The organism is Ectopseudomonas oleovorans, assembly GCF_029845265.1.
In the GTDB taxonomy this organism is placed as follows: Bacteria; Pseudomonadota; Gammaproteobacteria; order Pseudomonadales; family Pseudomonadaceae; genus Aquipseudomonas; species Aquipseudomonas oleovorans.
Genome location: NZ_JAOCLK010000031.1, coordinates 30,720 through 46,974 on the forward strand (window position 1 = coordinate 30,720; position 16,255 = coordinate 46,974).

The 16,255-nt window shown below is 63.7% G+C and carries 12 protein-coding genes; 9 read left to right on the forward strand and 3 right to left on the reverse strand.

The window, feature by feature from the left end; genetic code table 11:
* Positions 1-133 precede the first annotated feature (133 nt).
* The 9 genes from N5J71_RS15690 to N5J71_RS15730 all read left to right on the forward strand — a co-directional run bounded on the left by N5J71_RS15690 (position 134) and on the right by N5J71_RS15730 (position 12,884).
* The gene (locus N5J71_RS15690; RefSeq protein ID WP_279917199.1) at positions 134-1,939 is read left to right on the forward strand and encodes an acyl-CoA dehydrogenase; all 1,806 of its coding nucleotides are present in this window, start codon (positions 134-136) and stop codon (positions 1,937-1,939) included.
* Positions 1,940-2,101: 162 nt separating this feature from the next.
* The gene (locus N5J71_RS15695; RefSeq protein ID WP_279917200.1) at positions 2,102-3,847 is read left to right on the forward strand and encodes a potassium/proton antiporter; all 1,746 of its coding nucleotides are present in this window, start codon (positions 2,102-2,104) and stop codon (positions 3,845-3,847) included.
* A gap of 126 nt (positions 3,848-3,973) precedes the next feature.
* Entirely contained in the window at positions 3,974-7,324 is a 3,351-nt protein-coding gene (gene mscK / locus N5J71_RS15700) for a mechanosensitive channel MscK (RefSeq protein WP_279917201.1), read from the forward strand.
* A gap of 15 nt (positions 7,325-7,339) precedes the next feature.
* A complete protein-coding gene (gene selO, locus N5J71_RS15705) occupies positions 7,340-8,803 on the forward strand; it encodes a protein adenylyltransferase SelO (RefSeq protein WP_279917202.1) in 1,464 nt (487 codons plus the stop codon).
* Positions 8,791-8,931 carry a hypothetical protein gene (locus tag N5J71_RS15710; protein ID WP_169715560.1) on the forward strand — a complete coding sequence of 47 codons (141 nt, stop codon included), beginning with the start codon at positions 8,791-8,793 and terminating at the stop codon, positions 8,929-8,931. Before selO ends, N5J71_RS15710 begins: the two co-directional genes overlap by 13 nt.
* A gap of 170 nt (positions 8,932-9,101) precedes the next feature.
* Complete coding sequence (locus N5J71_RS15715) at positions 9,102-10,892, forward strand: SLC13 family permease (RefSeq protein ID WP_279917203.1); 1,791 nt, start codon at positions 9,102-9,104, stop codon at positions 10,890-10,892.
* A 58-nt stretch (positions 10,893-10,950) separates the two neighbouring features.
* Positions 10,951-11,385: a thioredoxin TrxC gene (trxC, locus tag N5J71_RS15720; RefSeq protein WP_074855129.1), complete on the forward strand. Its 435-nt coding sequence runs from the start codon at positions 10,951-10,953 to the stop codon at positions 11,383-11,385.
* Positions 11,386-11,520: 135 nt separating this feature from the next.
* The gene (locus N5J71_RS15725) at positions 11,521-11,964 is read left to right on the forward strand and encodes a PaaI family thioesterase (protein WP_074855130.1); all 444 of its coding nucleotides are present in this window, start codon (positions 11,521-11,523) and stop codon (positions 11,962-11,964) included.
* 122 nt (positions 11,965-12,086) lie between these two features.
* A complete protein-coding gene (locus N5J71_RS15730; RefSeq protein ID WP_074855131.1) occupies positions 12,087-12,884 on the forward strand; it encodes a universal stress protein in 798 nt (265 codons plus the stop codon).
* A gap of 213 nt (positions 12,885-13,097) precedes the next feature.
* Here N5J71_RS15730 and N5J71_RS15735 read toward each other — a convergent pair whose 3' ends face one another.
* The 3 genes from N5J71_RS15735 to N5J71_RS15745 all read right to left on the reverse strand — a co-directional run bounded on the left by N5J71_RS15735 (position 13,098) and on the right by N5J71_RS15745 (position 16,255).
* Positions 13,098-13,868 (reverse strand): ParA family protein, encoded by a 771-nt coding sequence (locus N5J71_RS15735; protein ID WP_074855132.1) that lies wholly within the window; start codon positions 13,866-13,868, stop codon positions 13,098-13,100.
* Positions 13,869-13,980: 112 nt separating this feature from the next.
* Positions 13,981-15,048: a uroporphyrinogen decarboxylase gene (hemE, locus tag N5J71_RS15740; protein ID WP_074855133.1), complete on the reverse strand. Its 1,068-nt coding sequence runs from the start codon at positions 15,046-15,048 to the stop codon at positions 13,981-13,983.
* Positions 15,049-15,160: 112 nt separating this feature from the next.
* A complete protein-coding gene (locus tag N5J71_RS15745) occupies positions 15,161-16,255 on the reverse strand; it encodes a glycerol dehydrogenase (RefSeq protein ID WP_084341409.1) in 1,095 nt (364 codons plus the stop codon).

The window sequence follows — 16,255 nt, forward strand, 5'->3', positions numbered from 1 at the left end:
ACCCGCCATAACCGAGAAGGCGGGTTGCACCCGCCCTACATACACCAACCAGTGACTATCACGGCCAATGATGATGCTGGGCAGCCGGGCGACCGCCTGCCTAGACTCGCTCGATCATCTGGAGGCCCGTTCCATGTCCGAGACCCTGCTCAGTTCCCGCAACCTGGCGTTCGAACTCTATGAAGTACTCGACGCCGAAGCCCTGACCCAGCGCCCGCGCTTCGCCGACCACAATCGCGAGACCTTCGAGGCGGCGATCAGCACCGCACGCGGTATCGCCGAAGAACTGTTCGCCCCGCACAACCGCAAGAACGACGAACACGAGCCGCAGTACGTCGACGGCGGCGCGGTGCTGATTCCCGAGGTCGAGCCGGCCCTGCGCGCCTTCCACGAGGCGGGTTTCCTCAACGCCACCCGCGATTTCGAGCATGGCGGCATGCAACTGCCCAACCTGCTGTCGCAGGCCTGCTTCGCGCATTTCCAGTCGGCCAACATCGCCACCAGCTCCTACTCGATGCTGACCATGGGTGTGGCCAACCTGATCGAGGCCTTTGGCAGCGAGGAGCAGAAAGCCCGCTACCTGCAGCCGATCATCGATGGCCGCTTCTTCGGCACCATGGCGCTGACCGAGCCGCACGCCGGCTCCTCGCTGTCGGACATCAGAACCCGCGCCGAGCCGCACCCCGACGGCAGCTACCGCATCAAGGGCAACAAGATCTTCATCTCTGGCGGCGACCAGCCGATCTCCGAGAACATCGTGCACATGGTCCTGGCCAAGTTGCCGGATGCACCGCCCGGGGTGAAGGGCATCAGCCTGTTTCTGGTGCCCAAGTTCCACGTCAACGACGACGGCAGCCTGGGCGCACGCAACGATGTGACCCTGGCCGGCCTGTTCCACAAGATGGGTTGGCGCGGCACCACGTCGACGGCGCTGAACTTCGGCGACAACGGCGAATGCGTCGGCTATCTGGTGGGCAAACCGCATGCGGGCCTGTCCTACATGTTCCAGATGATGAACGAGGCGCGCATCGGCGTCGGCATGGGCGCGATCATGCTCGGCTACGCCGGCTACCTGTATTCACTGGACTATGCGCGCAACCGCCCGCAAGGCCGCCAGCCGGACGGCAAGGATCCAACCAGCCCGCAAATCTCGATCATCGAACACACCGACGTACGGCGCATGCTGCTGACGCAGAAGGCCTACGTCGAAGGCGCCTTCGATCTTGGCCTATACGCCGCACGCCTGTTCGACGACACCCAGACCCTGGAAACCGCCGAAGAGCGCAGCCACGCCTTGGAGCTGCTCGACCTGCTCACGCCCATCGTCAAGTCCTGGCCCTCGGAGTTCTGCCTCAAGGCCAACGAGCTGGCCATCCAGATTCTCGGCGGCCACGGCTATACCCGCGAGTACCCGGTGGAGCAGTACTACCGCGACAACCGCCTCAACCCGATCCACGAGGGTACGCACGGCATCCAGTCGCTTGATCTGCTTGGGCGCAAGGTGTCGATGAACGGCGGCGCCGCACTCAAGCAGCTGCTCAAGCTGATCAACGACTGCTGCCAGCGCGCCAGCGAGTACGAATCGCTCACTGCCCTGCGTCAGCCGCTGGAGCAATTGCTGGCCCGCCTGCAGGCGGTAACCCTGGCCCTGCTCGGCGACCTGATGAACGGCAAGGTCAACCAGGGCCTGGCCAACTCCGCGCTGTACCTGAAGGTGTTCGGCCACACGGTGATCGGCTGGCGCTGGCTGGAACAGGCGATTCGCGCCGAGCAGGGCCTGGCCCGCACGGACAATGCCGAAGAACAGGCCTTCTACCGCGGCAAGCTGCAGGCGGCGCGTTACTTCCTGACCTGGGAAGTACCCAGCTGCCACCATGACCTGGCCATTCTCGAAGCCCGCGACGACACCTGCCTGGGCATGCAGGACGCCTGGTTCTAAGGTTGGGCCAAGCGCCCCGAGGTGACCAAAGGCGGGGCGCTTCGGGGCCATTTAGAAAAATGTAATAACCTTTTTGACAGCGGTAGGAAGGCTACGGTTAGAATCCCTGGCACGCGCCATGCATAGCGGCGCCCCACGTTTCCCAGCCAGGAGTACGCGCAGTTGGATGCCAGCGCCATCAATAATCTGTTCTTGATCGGCGCATTGCTGGTAGCGGTCAGTATTCTGGTCAGCGCGTTCGGGACGCGTTTTGGCATCCCCATTCTGGTGATCTTCCTCGGTGTCGGCATGCTGGCCGGCACTGATGGCCCCGGCGGCATCGTCTTCGACAACTATCCCCTGGCCTACCTGGTAGGCAACCTGGCGCTGGCGGTGATCCTGCTCGACGGCGGTATGCGCACCCGGGTTTCCAGCTTCCGCGTGGCCCTGTGGCCCTCGCTCTCATTGGCGACGTTGGGGGTGGTGATAACCGCGGGCCTGACCGGCCTGGCCGCCGCCTGGCTGTTCAACCTGACCCTGCTGGAGGGCTTGCTGATCGGCGCCATCGTTGGCTCCACCGATGCCGCGGCGGTATTCTCCCTGCTCGGCGGACGCGGCCTCAACGAGCGGGTCAGCTCCACGCTGGAAATCGAGTCGGGTAGCAACGACCCGATGGCGGTGTTCCTCACCGTGACCCTGATCGCCATGCTCGCCAGCGGCCAGACCGGCTTCAGCTGGGACCTGCCGATCCAGTTGGTGCAGCAGTTCGGCCTCGGCGCCCTGCTGGGGCTGGGTGGTGGCTGGCTGCTGCTCAAGCTGATCAACCGCATGGAGCTGGCCGCCGGCCTGTATCCCTTGCTCGTGGTCAGCGGCGGCCTGATCATCTTCGCCATCACCACCGCAGTCGGTGGCAGCGGCATCCTTGCCATCTACCTGTGTGGCCTGTTGCTGGGTAACCGACCGATCCGCTCGCGCCACGGCATCCTGCACATGCTCGACGGCCTGACCTGGCTGGCGCAGATCGGCATGTTCCTGGTCCTCGGCCTGCTGGTCACCCCGCACGAGCTGCTGCCCATCGCCCTGCCGGCACTGGCCCTGGCACTGTGGATGATTCTCTTCGCGCGGCCGCTGTCGATCTTCCTCGGCCTGCTGCCGTTTCGTGCCTTCCACGACCGCGAGCGTATCTTCATCGCCTGGGTTGGCCTGCGTGGCGCAGTGCCGATCATCCTCGCCGTATTCCCGCTGATGGCCGGCCTGCCCAATGCACAGCTGTTCTTCAACGTGGCCTTCTTCATCGTGATCATCTCCCTGCTGCTGCAGGGCACCAGCCTGCCGCTGGCCGCCAAGCTGATGCGCGTTACCGTGCCGCCGGAGCCGGCACCTATCTCGCGTGCCGGCCTGGAAGTACACCCGACCAGCCAGTGGGAATTGTTCGTCTACCGCCTGGACGCAGAAAAATGGTGCATTGGCGCCGCCCTGCGCGAGTTGAACATGCCGGACGGTACCCGCATCGCCGCGCTGTTCCGTGGCAGTGAACTGCTCCACCCTTCGGGCAGTACACGCCTGCAAGCGGGCGACCTGCTCTGCGTGATCGGTCATGAGCACGACCTGCCGGCACTCGGCAAGCTATTCAGCCAGGCGCCGAAGCGTGGCCAGGACCTGCGCTTCTTCGGCGATTTCGTGCTGGAGGGCGACGCCGAGCTGAGCGCCGTCGCGGCGCTCTACGGCCTGAAACTCGACGAGCTGGAGGGCAATCAGCCGCTGAGCCGTTTCATCGCCCACGAGATCGGCGGTGAGCCGGTCGTCGGTGACCAGGTGGAGTGGCAGGGCCTGACCTGGACCGTGGCGGCCATGGAAGGGAACAAGGTGCGCAAAGTCGGCGTCAGATTCCCCGAGGGCGCACGTCCGGGCCCTGGGCTGCACTTCTAGCAGGTGGTCAAAACTCCCGGCAGGGACTCTGCTAGCATCAGCATCGCGCGCGGGCCAACAGGCCCGCGCCTTCGTTGTGCCGCGGTATCCTCAATCGCAACCGTCCACTTTGGTATTCAATCGACCATGCATCTGTCGCGTCTTTCCCTAGCAGCCGTCCTGTTCGCCCTGTGTCTCGGCATGCCGCAGGCATTTGCCGAAGAGCCGCCAAACATCGAAAACGTGCAGCAGAGCCTCGACAGCCTGGCAGACCGCAAACTGCCGGAAGCCGAGCAGCTGGCGCTCAAGCAGACCCTCGAGCAGACCCTGCGCATGCTGCAGGACCGGCAGAACGCCGAGCAGCGCCTGAACGACCTACGCAAACAACTCGACAGTGCTCCGCGCCTGATCAGCGAGGCCCAGCGCGAACTGGACAGGCTCAAATCCAGCCCCGAACAACAGATTTCCGCGCGCCATGCACGCACCTCGCTCGCCCAGCTCGAGCAGTTGCTCAACGAACGCTCCAGCCAGATCAGCGAATGGAACAAGGCGATCATCGAGGCCAACAGCCTGGTGATCACCGCCCAGACCCGGCCGGAACGTGCTCAGGCAGAGATCAGCCAGAACCAGGCGCGTAGCCAACTGATCAACGACGCGCTCAAGAGCGGCCGTTTCGAAGGCAAGGCACTGACCCAGGAGCGCCGCAATCAGCTCAACGCCGAGCTCTCGCTGCTCGCCGCGCAAACCCAACTGCGCCGCCAGGAGCTGTCCGGCAACAGCCTGCTGCAGGATCTCGGCAGCGCTCAGCGCGCCCTGCTCGAAGAACGTATCAATCGCGCCGAGCAGGAGCGCCAGGCCCTGCAAGGCCTGATCAACGAACGACGCCGCGCCGAATCCGAGCAGACCGTCGCCGAGCAGTCACGCGAGGCCGAGCGCGCCAGTTCCGACCGTCTGCTGGCCAGGGAGAGCTCGCTCAACCTCAAGCTTTCCGACTATCTGTTGCGCGCCACGGAGCGCCTCAACGCCCTGACCGAGCAGAACCTGCAGACCCGTCAGCAACTGGACAACCTCAACCAGGCCAACCAGGCGCTGGACGAGCAGATCCGCGTGCTGCAGGGCAGCCTGCTGCTGTCGAGGATTCTCTACCAACAGAAGCAGGCGCTGCCCAAACTCAAGATCGAGGACGGCTCGCTGGCCAACGAGATCGCCGACATTCGCCTCTATCAGTTCGAGCTGAACAAGCAGCGCGAAGAGATCAGTGATCCCGCTCGCTATGTGGAGAACCTGCTCAGCGGCCAACCGAGCGAAGAAGTCACCCCGGAACTGCGCAACGCGCTACGCGAGCAGCTCACGACCCGGCGTGAATTGCTCGACCGCCTGAACCGCTCGCTGAACGCACTGCTCAACGAATCGATCACCCTCCAGCTCAACCAGAAGGAACTGGAAAGCACGGCCAGCAGCCTGCGCGCCACCATCGACGAGCAGATGTTCTGGATTCCCAGCAACAAGCCGCTGGATCTCGACTGGCTGAAGTCGGCGCCACGTCAATTCCAGAAGCAACTGGCCGATATGCCCTGGGGCATGGCCATCAGCGAGCTGGGTGCGGGCCTGATCGAGCGTCCGCTGGTGTTCCTGCCGCTGATCCTGCTCTGCGCGCTGATCCTCTGGCGGCGCCAGTACCTGTTCGACAAGCTCAGCGCGCTGCATGGCGACATCGGCCATTACAAGCATGACAGCCAGCTGCACACGCCGATGGCCCTGGGCCTCAACATAATCCTGGCGCTGCCGGTCACCCTGTTCCTCGCCTTGTGCGGGTATGCCCTGCTGCACGATGCACGCGGACAGAACCTCTATCTGGGCGCCGCGCTCTACGAAATGGCGGAAGCCTGGCTGGTGTTCTACACCCTACACCGCATCCTTTCGCCGGATGGCGTGGCCGTCCTGCACTTCCACTGGCCGCCTGCCAACGTCACCTTCTTCCGCCAGCACCTACGTCGTCTGGGTCTGGTGGTGATGGCCCTGGTGGCCGTGGTGAGCATCGCCGAGCACCAGCCGGCGAGCCTGGCAGGCGATGTGATCGGCATCGTCGTGGTGATCACCTGCTACGCCCTGATGGCCTGGCTGCTGTTCCACCTGCTGTTCAACGCACCATTGCGCGAGAACGCTTCGGGGCTGCGCACCGCCCTTGGCGTGCTGTTCAACCTGCTGCCACTGGCGCTGATCGGCGCGGTCGCCTTCGGCTATTACTACACCGCGCTCAAGCTCACCGACCGGCTGATCGACACCCTCTACCTGCTGATCATCCTGCTGATCGTCGAGGCCACCCTGGTACGCGGTCTGAGCGTGGCGGCACGGCGCCTGGCCTACCAGCGCGCCCTGGCCAAACGCCAGGCACAGAGCAAGGAAAGCCTGGACGGCGAAGCACCGCTGGAAGAGCCGACCCTGGATATCGAGCAGGTCAACCAGCAGTCCCTGCGCCTGATCCGCCTGGCCCTGCTCGGCGGTTTCCTGGTCTGCCTGTACGCGGTCTGGGCCGATCTGATCGGCGTGTTCACCTACCTCGACACCATCAACCTCTACGAATACAGCAGTGGCACCGGGGATAACGCGGCCCTGGTGCCGATCAGCCTGATGGACGTGATCGGCGCGCTGATCATCGTCGCCATCACGGTGGCCCTGGCGCGCAACCTGCCGGGCCTGCTCGAAGTGCTGGTGCTGTCGCGCATGCGCCTGGCACAGGGCAGCGCCTACGCCACCACGACCCTGCTGACCTATGCATTGGTCGCTATCGGCATCGTCAGCACGCTGTCCACCCTTGGCGTAAGCTGGGACAAATTGCAGTGGCTGGTGGCGGCGCTGTCGGTGGGCCTGGGTTTCGGTCTGCAGGAGATCTTCGCCAACTTCATTTCCGGCCTGATCATCCTGTTCGAGCGCCCGGTGCGCATCGGTGACGTGGTCACTATCGGCAATCTCTCCGGCACGGTGAGCAAGATCCGTATCCGCGCCACCACCATGACCGATTTCGATCACAAGGAAATCATCGTTCCGAACAAGACCTTCATCACCGGTCAGCTGATCAACTGGTCGCTGACCGACACGGTCACCCGCGTCACCCTCAAGGTGGGTGTCGGTTATGGTTCGGACCTCGACTTGGTGCGCAAGCTGCTGCTGCAGGCCGCGCAGGAAAACCCGCGGGTGCTCAAGGAGCCGGCGCCCATCGTCTACTTCCTCAACTTCGGCGAGAGCACGCTCGACCACGAACTGCGCATCCATGTGCGCGACCTCGGCGACCGCAACCCGGCGACCGACGAGATCAACCGTTTCATCGACCGTGAGTTCCCGAAGAACGGCATCAACATCGCCTTCCGCCAGGTCGAGGTGTACGTGAAGAACCTGCAGCACGGCGAGCAGAAACTCGACCAGAAGGATCTTGCCCAGGCCGCGGCCGCCGGCGCCGCCAGCGTGCAGCAAGCACCCAAACCGCCCGCAGCGCCCTGAGCGCCAGGAGCCCCGGTGAAAAATCTCGACCAACTGACCTTCGACAACCGCTTCGCCCGCCTCGGCGACGCCTTCTCCACCGAGGTTTTGCCCGAGCCCATCGAGCAGCCGCGTCTGGTGGTGGTCAGCGAGTCGGCCATGGCCCTGCTCGATCTGCAGCCTGCCGAAGCGCAACGCAGCGAGTTCGCCGAACTGTTCGCCGGACACAAGCTGTGGGAACAGGCAGAGCCACGTGCGATGGTCTATTCCGGGCACCAGTTCGGCGGCTACACGCCGCGCCTTGGCGATGGCCGCGGCCTGCTGCTCGGAGAGGTGATAAATGACGCTGACGAGCACTGGGACCTGCACCTGAAGGGTGCCGGCATGACGCCCTACTCGCGCATGGGCGATGGTCGTGCGGTGCTGCGCTCGTCGATCCGCGAATTTCTCGCCAGCGAACATCTGCATGCCCTCGGCATCCCCAGCTCACGCGCACTGTGCGTCACCGGCTCCGACACTCCGGTCTGGCGCGAGAAAAGGGAAAGCGCGGCGATGGTGCTGCGCCTGGCGCAAAGTCATGTGCGCTTCGGCCATTTTGAGTACTTCTACTACACGCGCCAGCACGAACACCTGAAAACCCTCGGTGAACACGTCATGGCCTGCCATTTCCCCCACTGCCTGGAGCAGGAGCAGCCCTGGCTGGCCCTGCTGCGCGAGGTGATCGAACGCACCGCTGCGATGATCGCCCACTGGCAGGCCTATGGTTTCTGCCACGGAGTAATGAACACCGACAACATGTCGATCCTCGGCATCACCTTCGACTACGGCCCCTACGCCTTTCTCGACGATTTCGATGCCAAGCACATCTGCAACCACTCCGACGACACAGGGCGCTACAGCTTCAGCAACCAGGTGCCCATCGCCCACTGGAACCTCGCCGCCCTGGCTCAGGCGCTGACGCCCTTCGCCTCGGTGGATGCGCTGCGTGAAACGCTGGAGCTGTTTCTGCCGCTGTACCAGGCGCACTACCTCGACCTGATGCGCAAACGCCTGGGTTTCACCAGCGCCCAGGAGGATGACGACGCGCTGATCCAGCGCCTGCTGCAACTGATGCAGGCGGGCAGATCCACCGACTACAGCTTGTTCTTCCGTCGCCTCGGCGAACAGGCCCCTGCCGAGGCGCTCAAGGTCGTACGCGATGATTTCGTCGACCTCGCCGGCTTCGACGCCTGGGGACGCGATTACCTGGCCCGCTGCGAGCTGGAGGGTGGGCAACAGAGCGAACGCCAAGCGCGCATGCACGCGGTCAACCCCAAATACATCCTGCGCAACTACCTGGCTCAGCAGGCCATCGAGGCTGCCGAACAGGGCGACTATGCCCCGGTGCGCGAGCTGCACACGGTATTGTCCCGCCCCTTCGACGAGCAGCCGGACATGCAGCGCTATGCCGAACGCCCGCCACAGTGGGGCAAGCATCTGGAGATCAGTTGCTCGTCGTAGACGAGGGTGGACGCCTGAACCTTGGGTGCACCACGCGCACCAAGCGCCCGCTGACCGCGCAGGATAAATCCACCACCGCTGACGGCGGTTGCACTCACACGACCCAACTGGCCGGCGCAGGTGAGTGATAACGCGCCAGCCAGCAGAGCCGGATGCCTTATTCATTAAATCGAAAAGGCATATAAACCTTTCCAAACATTCTTAGACTATCTAATACAAGCCCACTATCTTGGCGCCCTGCCAGGCCGCCCCGGTGCGCGCCCGATACCTCACACGAGATTCGACGCTAAGGATGCTCATGCCCTGGGACTCCCTGCCCCTGCTGTTCGTCGGCGCCCTGCTGATCTGGGTGCTCTATGCCTTCGTCCGCGAAAAGTGGAGCCCGGACATCGTCGCGGCCATCGCCGTGGCCGCCTTGCTGGTCAGCCAACTGCTGACGCCGGGCGAAGTGCTCAGCGTGCTGTCGAACTCCGCGCCGGTGACCATCGCCTGCATGTTCGTACTCTCCGCCGCCCTGGAGCGCACCGGCTGCATCGACGCCCTCGGCAACTGGCTGGGCAACCTGGTCGGCACCAGCCCGATCCGTGTACTGACAGGGCTCACTGTCACCGCGCTGGTGGTATCGGCCTGCCTGAACAACACGCCGGTAGTCGCCATTCTGACCCCGGTAGCTATTGCCCTGGCCCGCCGCGCCGGTACTTTGCCGTCCAAGCTGCTGATCCCGCTATCCTACGCCACCATCCTTGGCGGCACCCTGACCATGATTGGCACCTCGACCAACATTCTGGTCGACGGGGTGGCACGCAAGGCCGGCATGACGCCCTTCGGCATCTTCGAAATCACCGGCGTGGGTCTGGTCATGGCCGCTTTCGGCATGCTCTATCTACTGACCATCGGCCACCGCCTGCTGCCCGAGCGGGAAACCCTGTCGCGTCAGCTGCGCCCGGACCTGTCGCGCACCTTCATGACCGAGCTGCTGGTGCCGCACGATTCGCCGATGATCGGCAAGACCCTGCACGAGGCCAATCTCAATGGCGGCAGCGGCCTGCAGGTGCTCAAGCTGTTTCGTGAGGAGCAGGAGCTGACCGAGCCGGACGCCGACACCCTGCTCGCCAGCGGCGACCGTCTGGTACTGCATGGCCAGGTCAAGGATGTGGTGGAACTGCGCGAAAGCGGCCACCTGAGCTTCAACCGCGGCGACGCCTTCGAGACCATCAGCAGCCATGACGTGATCCTCGCCGAGGCCATAGTCGGGCGTAACTCGCGCTACAGCCATCGCCCGATGCGCGACCTGGACCTCACCGCGCGCTACGGCATCGCCGTGCTCGCGGTACATCGCCAGGACGAGAACGTGCAGGGCAACCTCGACGACTTCGAACTGCAATTCGGCGACGTGATGCTGGTCGAAGGCACGCCAGCGCAGATCAAACGCTTCGCCGACAACGGCGAGCTGATCAGCCTCAACGCCGTGCAGGAACGCGCCTTCCGCCGCGACAAGGCGCCCATCGCCATCGGTGCCACCCTGGCGGTGATGCTGCTGGCCGCCTTCGGCGTGATGCCCATCGAGGGCCTGGCGATCATCGGCGCGGTAACCGTCCTGGCCACCCGCTGCCTGGACGTGGAGGACGCCTACAAGGCGGTGGACTGGAAGATTCTCAGCCTGATCTTCGGCATGCTGGCGATCAGCATCGCTATGGACAAGGTCGGCCTGGTCAAGCTGATGGTGGAGAACGTCATGGGCTGGCTGCCCTGGGCCGGACCGCTGCTGATGCTGAGCTTCATCTACCTGTTCACCTCGATCCTCACCGAGGTGCTGTCGAACAACGCAGTGGCCGTACTGGTGACCCCCATCGCCATTGGTATGGCCCAACACCTGGGCGTAGACCCACGTGCCTTCGTGGTCGCGGTGATGTTCGCCGCCAGTGCCAGCTTCGCCACGCCCATCGGCTACCAGACCAACACCTTCGTCTACAACGCCGGCGGTTATCGCTTCACCGATTTCATGAGAATTGGCATTCCCCTGAATCTGCTGCTGTGGGGCGTAGCCACCCTGGTCATCCCCTGGTTCTTCCCGCTGACCCCGCTCTGACTTGATATCGGCCGGCGGCGGCTCCATCTAGTGAGCATGTCCCACGGAGCCTGCCGCCATGTCCGATCCCCTGCTGATTCCCTGCCCGCACTGCAACGGCCTCAACCGCATTCCCTCCGAACGCCTGGGCGATGCCCCACGCTGTGGCCGCTGCAAGAGCGAAGTGTTGCCAGGTGTACCCATCACCCTCACGCAGGCTAATTTCGCCAGCCAACTCAAGGGCGACCTGCCGTTACTGGTAGATGTCTGGGCCAGTTGGTGCGGCCCCTGCCAGTCCTTCGCCCCGACCTTCCAGCAGGCCGCCGTGCAACTGCAGGGACGCTGCCGCCTGGGCAAGCTCGATAGCGAAGCCAACCCGAATCTGGCCGGGCAACTGGGCATCCGCTCCATTCCAAGCCTGATCCTGTTCAAGGGAGGCATCGAAGTCGCCCGCCAGAGTGGTGCCATGCCGCTACCGCAACTGCAGGCCTGGCTGCGCCAACAGGGCATTTAGGATGCACCTATAGCTCGGATGCAATCGTGCCTGGGGCGCTTGAGCACTTCGGTCAGTCGCCACGGGCGCTACGGTCAATTGCAGCGCGCTATCCGCCCCTTAGTCTGGCAAAACGTCCGCTCAAGGAGTTTCGCCATGCCGCTGCCTGTTGAAATCGCCCGCCAACTCACCGAAGAACAGATCGCCTTCGTCAAACGCAGCGGCCTCAAGGCCGAGGTTCTGGAGCCTGGCTTCGTGCGCCTGCGCATGCCCCTGCAAGGCAACCAGAACCATATCGGCAGCATGTACGCCGGCGCCCTCTTCACCCTGGCGGAGATTCCGGGTGGCGCCCTGTTTCTGACCAGCTTCGATGCCCAGCGCTTCTACCCCGTCATCAAGGAAATGAACCTGCGCTTTCGCCGCCCGGCCACCGCCGACATTCAGGTCGAGGCGCGCCTTTCGCCCGAAGCAATCGCCGACCTGGAAGAACAGGCCAGCCAGCAGGGCAAGGCCGAGTATCTGCTGGAGCTGCAACTGACCGACAGCAGCGGCGAAGTGGTCGCAGAAAGTCGCGGCCACTACCAATTGCGTTTACGCTGAATGACACCGCTGCCTGCATTTGCAATCGGTAACAGTCCCCGACCTTGCCATAGGTCAAAAGAGCGGCTATCTGAACAGGCACAATAAAATTGCCGAGGGGTATCGGCAGGAGAGCCGTCACCATGTTCAAGCACATCCTCATCGCCCATGACCTGCGCGACACCGCTGACATGGCGCTATGCCGCGCCACCCAGCTGGCCCAGCAGCATAACGCCCGCCTGACCATGCTCCATGTGCTCGACCCGGGCCAGAGCAGCGACCAGCATGAGAAAGCGCGCCAGGCGCTGGATCGCAGCCTGACCCAATACACCCCGCCCGGCACCGAGCTGCGCATGCTCAGCGGCAAACCTTCGGAAGTGGTGCTGCAACAGGTTCAGGACAGCGGCTGCGACCTGCTGGTACTGGGCGGCCACCATCAGCGCCATGACTTTTTCTCCGGCACCAGCCTCGACCGTATCGCTCGTCGCTGCACCGTGCCACTGCTGCTGGTCGCCCGCAACGACTTCCAGCCGTATCAACGGGCATTGGCCGCCATCGACTTTTCCCTATGCGCCTGCAGCGCTCTGGGCCAGGCCTATCATCTGCTGCCTGGCGATGCCGAACTGCATGCCCTGCATGTATTCGAACCGGACAAGGGCACGCCGCAACAGGTCGAACTGCAGCTGCAGACCCAGCAAGGTCTGATCGATCAGCTACTGCATGACGAAGCGCAGAAGCTCCCGGCCGGAGGTCCCAAGCTGAGCCACGAGGTGCTGCAGGGTGGCATCCTGCGTAGCCTGCAAGAGCAGATCAAGACGCGTCGAGCAGAACTACTGGTACTCGGCAGCCATGGCCGCAGCGCCTTCTCCCAGGCATTGCTGGGCAGCCTGGCACAGCACTTCCTGCACAAGGCGCCCTGCGACGTGTTCGTGGTGCGCTAACGAACAAGGCGCCCGCGGGCTAATGCTGATCAGATAAGTTCGTCACCACCCCCTCCTACTTGCAGTAGAGGGGGCGTTTTTCGTAGGAGCCAGCTTGCTGGCGATGCTTTTTATGGCGGATCGCCGGCAAGCCGGCTCCTACAAAAATCGAGTGCAACGGCTTAACTGACTGGCATTAGCCCACGGGCGCCTTGATTTATCGCTGACAAACCTTCAAGCCTGATTGAGCAGATCGTGCAGCTCGACGAACTGCTGCGTCAGCTTGTGCCGTGCATCCAGATGGATCAGCGGCGTGCACACCTGGTGCGATTCGCGCATCTTCACCGAGCTCATCAGGTTGACCGGCAACACCGGCAAGCCCTCGGCGATTAGTTCATCCAGCAACTGCTGCGGCAAGGTCGCGCGCGGCTGGAACTGGTTGACCACGATGCCCTCCACCTCCAGACCATCGTTATGGTCTTCCTTCAACTCGTCGATCTCGGCCAGCAAGCCATACAGGGCGTTGCGCGAGAAGCTGTCGCAGTCGAAGGGTATCAACACACGGTCGGCCGCGATCAAGGCGGAAACCGTATAGAAATTCAGCGCTGGCGGCGTATCCAGATAGATGTGGTCGTAGTCTTCGGCCAGCTCGTCGAGCAGTTTGCGCAGCTTGTTGATCTTGTGCTTCTGCTCAAGCTTGGGCTGCAGTTCGGCCAGTTCGGCCGTGGCCGTGACCACATGCAGGTTGTCGAAGGGAGTTTCGTAAATATCGACCTTGCCCTTTTTGGCGAACGGCCCGGACGACAGGGTTTGCTTGAAGAAATCGGCGATGCCCATGGGAATTTCCTCGCCGGTCAGCCCGGTGAGGTAGTGGGTCGAGTTGGCCTGGGCATCCAGGTCGATCAGCAGCGTACGGTAGCCCTGCGCCGCACTCACTGCCGCAAGATTGCAGGCGATGCTGGACTTGCCCACGCCACCCTTCTGGTTGAACACCACACGTCGCATCGCACACCTCCCTGAGCCTGAGTGACCTCGGATTCTATGCAAAGGCTGTGACAAGCGCGAGGAGCTTGCCCGGCCGATAGCAAAGAGGCCGCTTGCACGGCCGCTGTTCTGCTTATTGGTGATACTGCGCGGACAACTCGTGCACGGCTTCGAAGAAAGCGCCCGCGTGAGCCGGGTCGACCTCCGGAGTGATGCCATGGCCAAGGTTGAACACGTGGCCGCTACCGGCACCATAGGCGGCCAGGATGCGCGCCACTTCGGCGCGAATCGCCGCCGGCTTGGCGTACAGCACCGCCGGATCCATGTTGCCCTGCAAGGCGACCTTGGCACCAACACGGGCGCGCGCGCTGCCGATGTCGCAGGTCCAGTCCAGGCCCAGCGCTTCAGCGCCGGTGTCAGCCAGGGATTCGAGCCACAGGCCACCGCCCTTGGTGAACAGGATCACCGGCACACGACGCCCGTCGTGCTCGCGAATCAGGCCATCGACGATCTTCTTCATGTAAGCCAGGGAGAACTCCTGATAGGCCGCTGCCGACAGCGCGCCACCCCAGGAATCGAAGATCTGTACCGCCTGCGCACCGGCCAGGATCTGCCCGTTCAGATAAGCGGTAACCGACTGCGCCAGCTTGTCGAGCAGCGCGTGCAAGGCTTGCGGGTTGTCGTAGAGCATGGCCTTGGTCTTGCGGAAGTCCTTCGACGAGCCGCCTTCGACCATGTAGGTGGCCAGCGTCCATGGGCTGCCGGAGAAGCCGATCAGCGGTACGCGGCCATTGAGTTCACGGCGAATGGTACGCACGGCGTCCATCACATAGCCCAGATCCCGCTCCGGATCGGGCACCGACAGCGCCTCGATATCGGCCAGGCTGCTGACCACTTTCTTGAAGCGCGGGCCTTCGCCGGTCTCGAAGTACAGGCCCTGGCCCATGGCATCGGGGATAGTGAGGATGTCGGAGAACAGGATCGCCGCGTCCAGCTGCGGGTAGCGATCCAGCGGCTGGATGGTGACCTCGCAGGCAAGCGTGGGATTCTTCATCAGGCTCACGAAGTCGCCGGCCTTGGCCCGGGTCGCGCGGTACTCCGGCAGATAACGGCCAGCCTGGCGCATCATCCAGACAGGTGTGACGTCCACAGGTTGCTTGAGCAGGGCGCGGAGGAAGCGGTCGTTCTTCAGAGCGGTCATGGCGGTTCCGAGCAGAAAACAGTGAACAAAAATTGTGCGCATTGTCGCAGAGCAGACAACAAAAGGCACGGCGTAGGACGCCGTGCCGCAGGTTCAGGGGATACAGATGTGGCTAGGCGACCTTACGCCGGCGCCCTTCGGCGTCGGCCGTGCGCATGGCCGCCAGTACACTGCGGGCGTCCACCGGGAACGGCTCGTTGTGGATACTCTCGCCCGGCGCACAGGCCAGCTCCGCGGCGCGCAGCAACGCTTCGTCGCTGACATCCTGCAGGCCGATATCGGCCAGGGTCACCGGCAGACCGATGGCGATGCAGAAGTCGTATACCTCGTCGATCAACGCCGGCTCGCTGTCGCGCAGCATCAGCATGCTCAGCACACCGAAGGCGACCTTCTCGCCATGCCAGTAGTGATGGGTTTCAGGCAGCGCGGTGAAGCCGTTGTGAATGGCATGCGCCGCAGCCAGGCCGCCGCTTTCGAAGCCCAGCCCGGAGAGCAGCGTGTTGGCCTCGATGACATGCTCCAGCGCCGGCGTCACCACCTGTTGGCGGCAAGCCTGCAGCGCCAGCGGCCCGTACTGCAGCAGGGTGTCGTAGCAGAACCGCGCCAGCACATGGGCGGTACGCGGGCCAGGTCGCCCGGTCATGTTGGCGGCGCCGCGAATGCGGCAGTCCTCGGCCTCGAACCAGGTGGCCAGGGCATCGCCCATCCCGGAAACGAGAAAGCGCGCCGGCGCCTGGGCGATCACCTGACTGTCGACCAGCACCAGATCCGGGTTGCGCGGCAGCACCAGGTAGCGTTTGAACTCACCGGACGCGGTATAGATCACCGACAGCGCACTGCACGGCGCATCGCTGGAAGCCAGAGTAGGCACAATCGCCACCGGTACGCCCAGCTCGTAAGCCAGCGCTTTGGCAGTATCCAAGGCCTTGCCGCCACCCATTCCCAGCACAACCTGTGGCTTGCTTTCGCACGCCATGGTCAGCAGCCGGGCGATCTCTTCATCGCAGCATTCTCCGGCAAAGCGCACGCGCTGGCAGTCGATCTGCCCTGCGCAGGCACTGGCCACAATAGCGCCCAGATGGTCGTCGGCGAAGGGATCGAGCAAGGCCAGCGCCGTGCTGCCGAAACGCGCTAGCTCGCCGCCCAACTGTTCGAGCGCATTGCGCCCCTGCACATAGCGGGATGGGAAAATGGCGGTGGTAAGCAT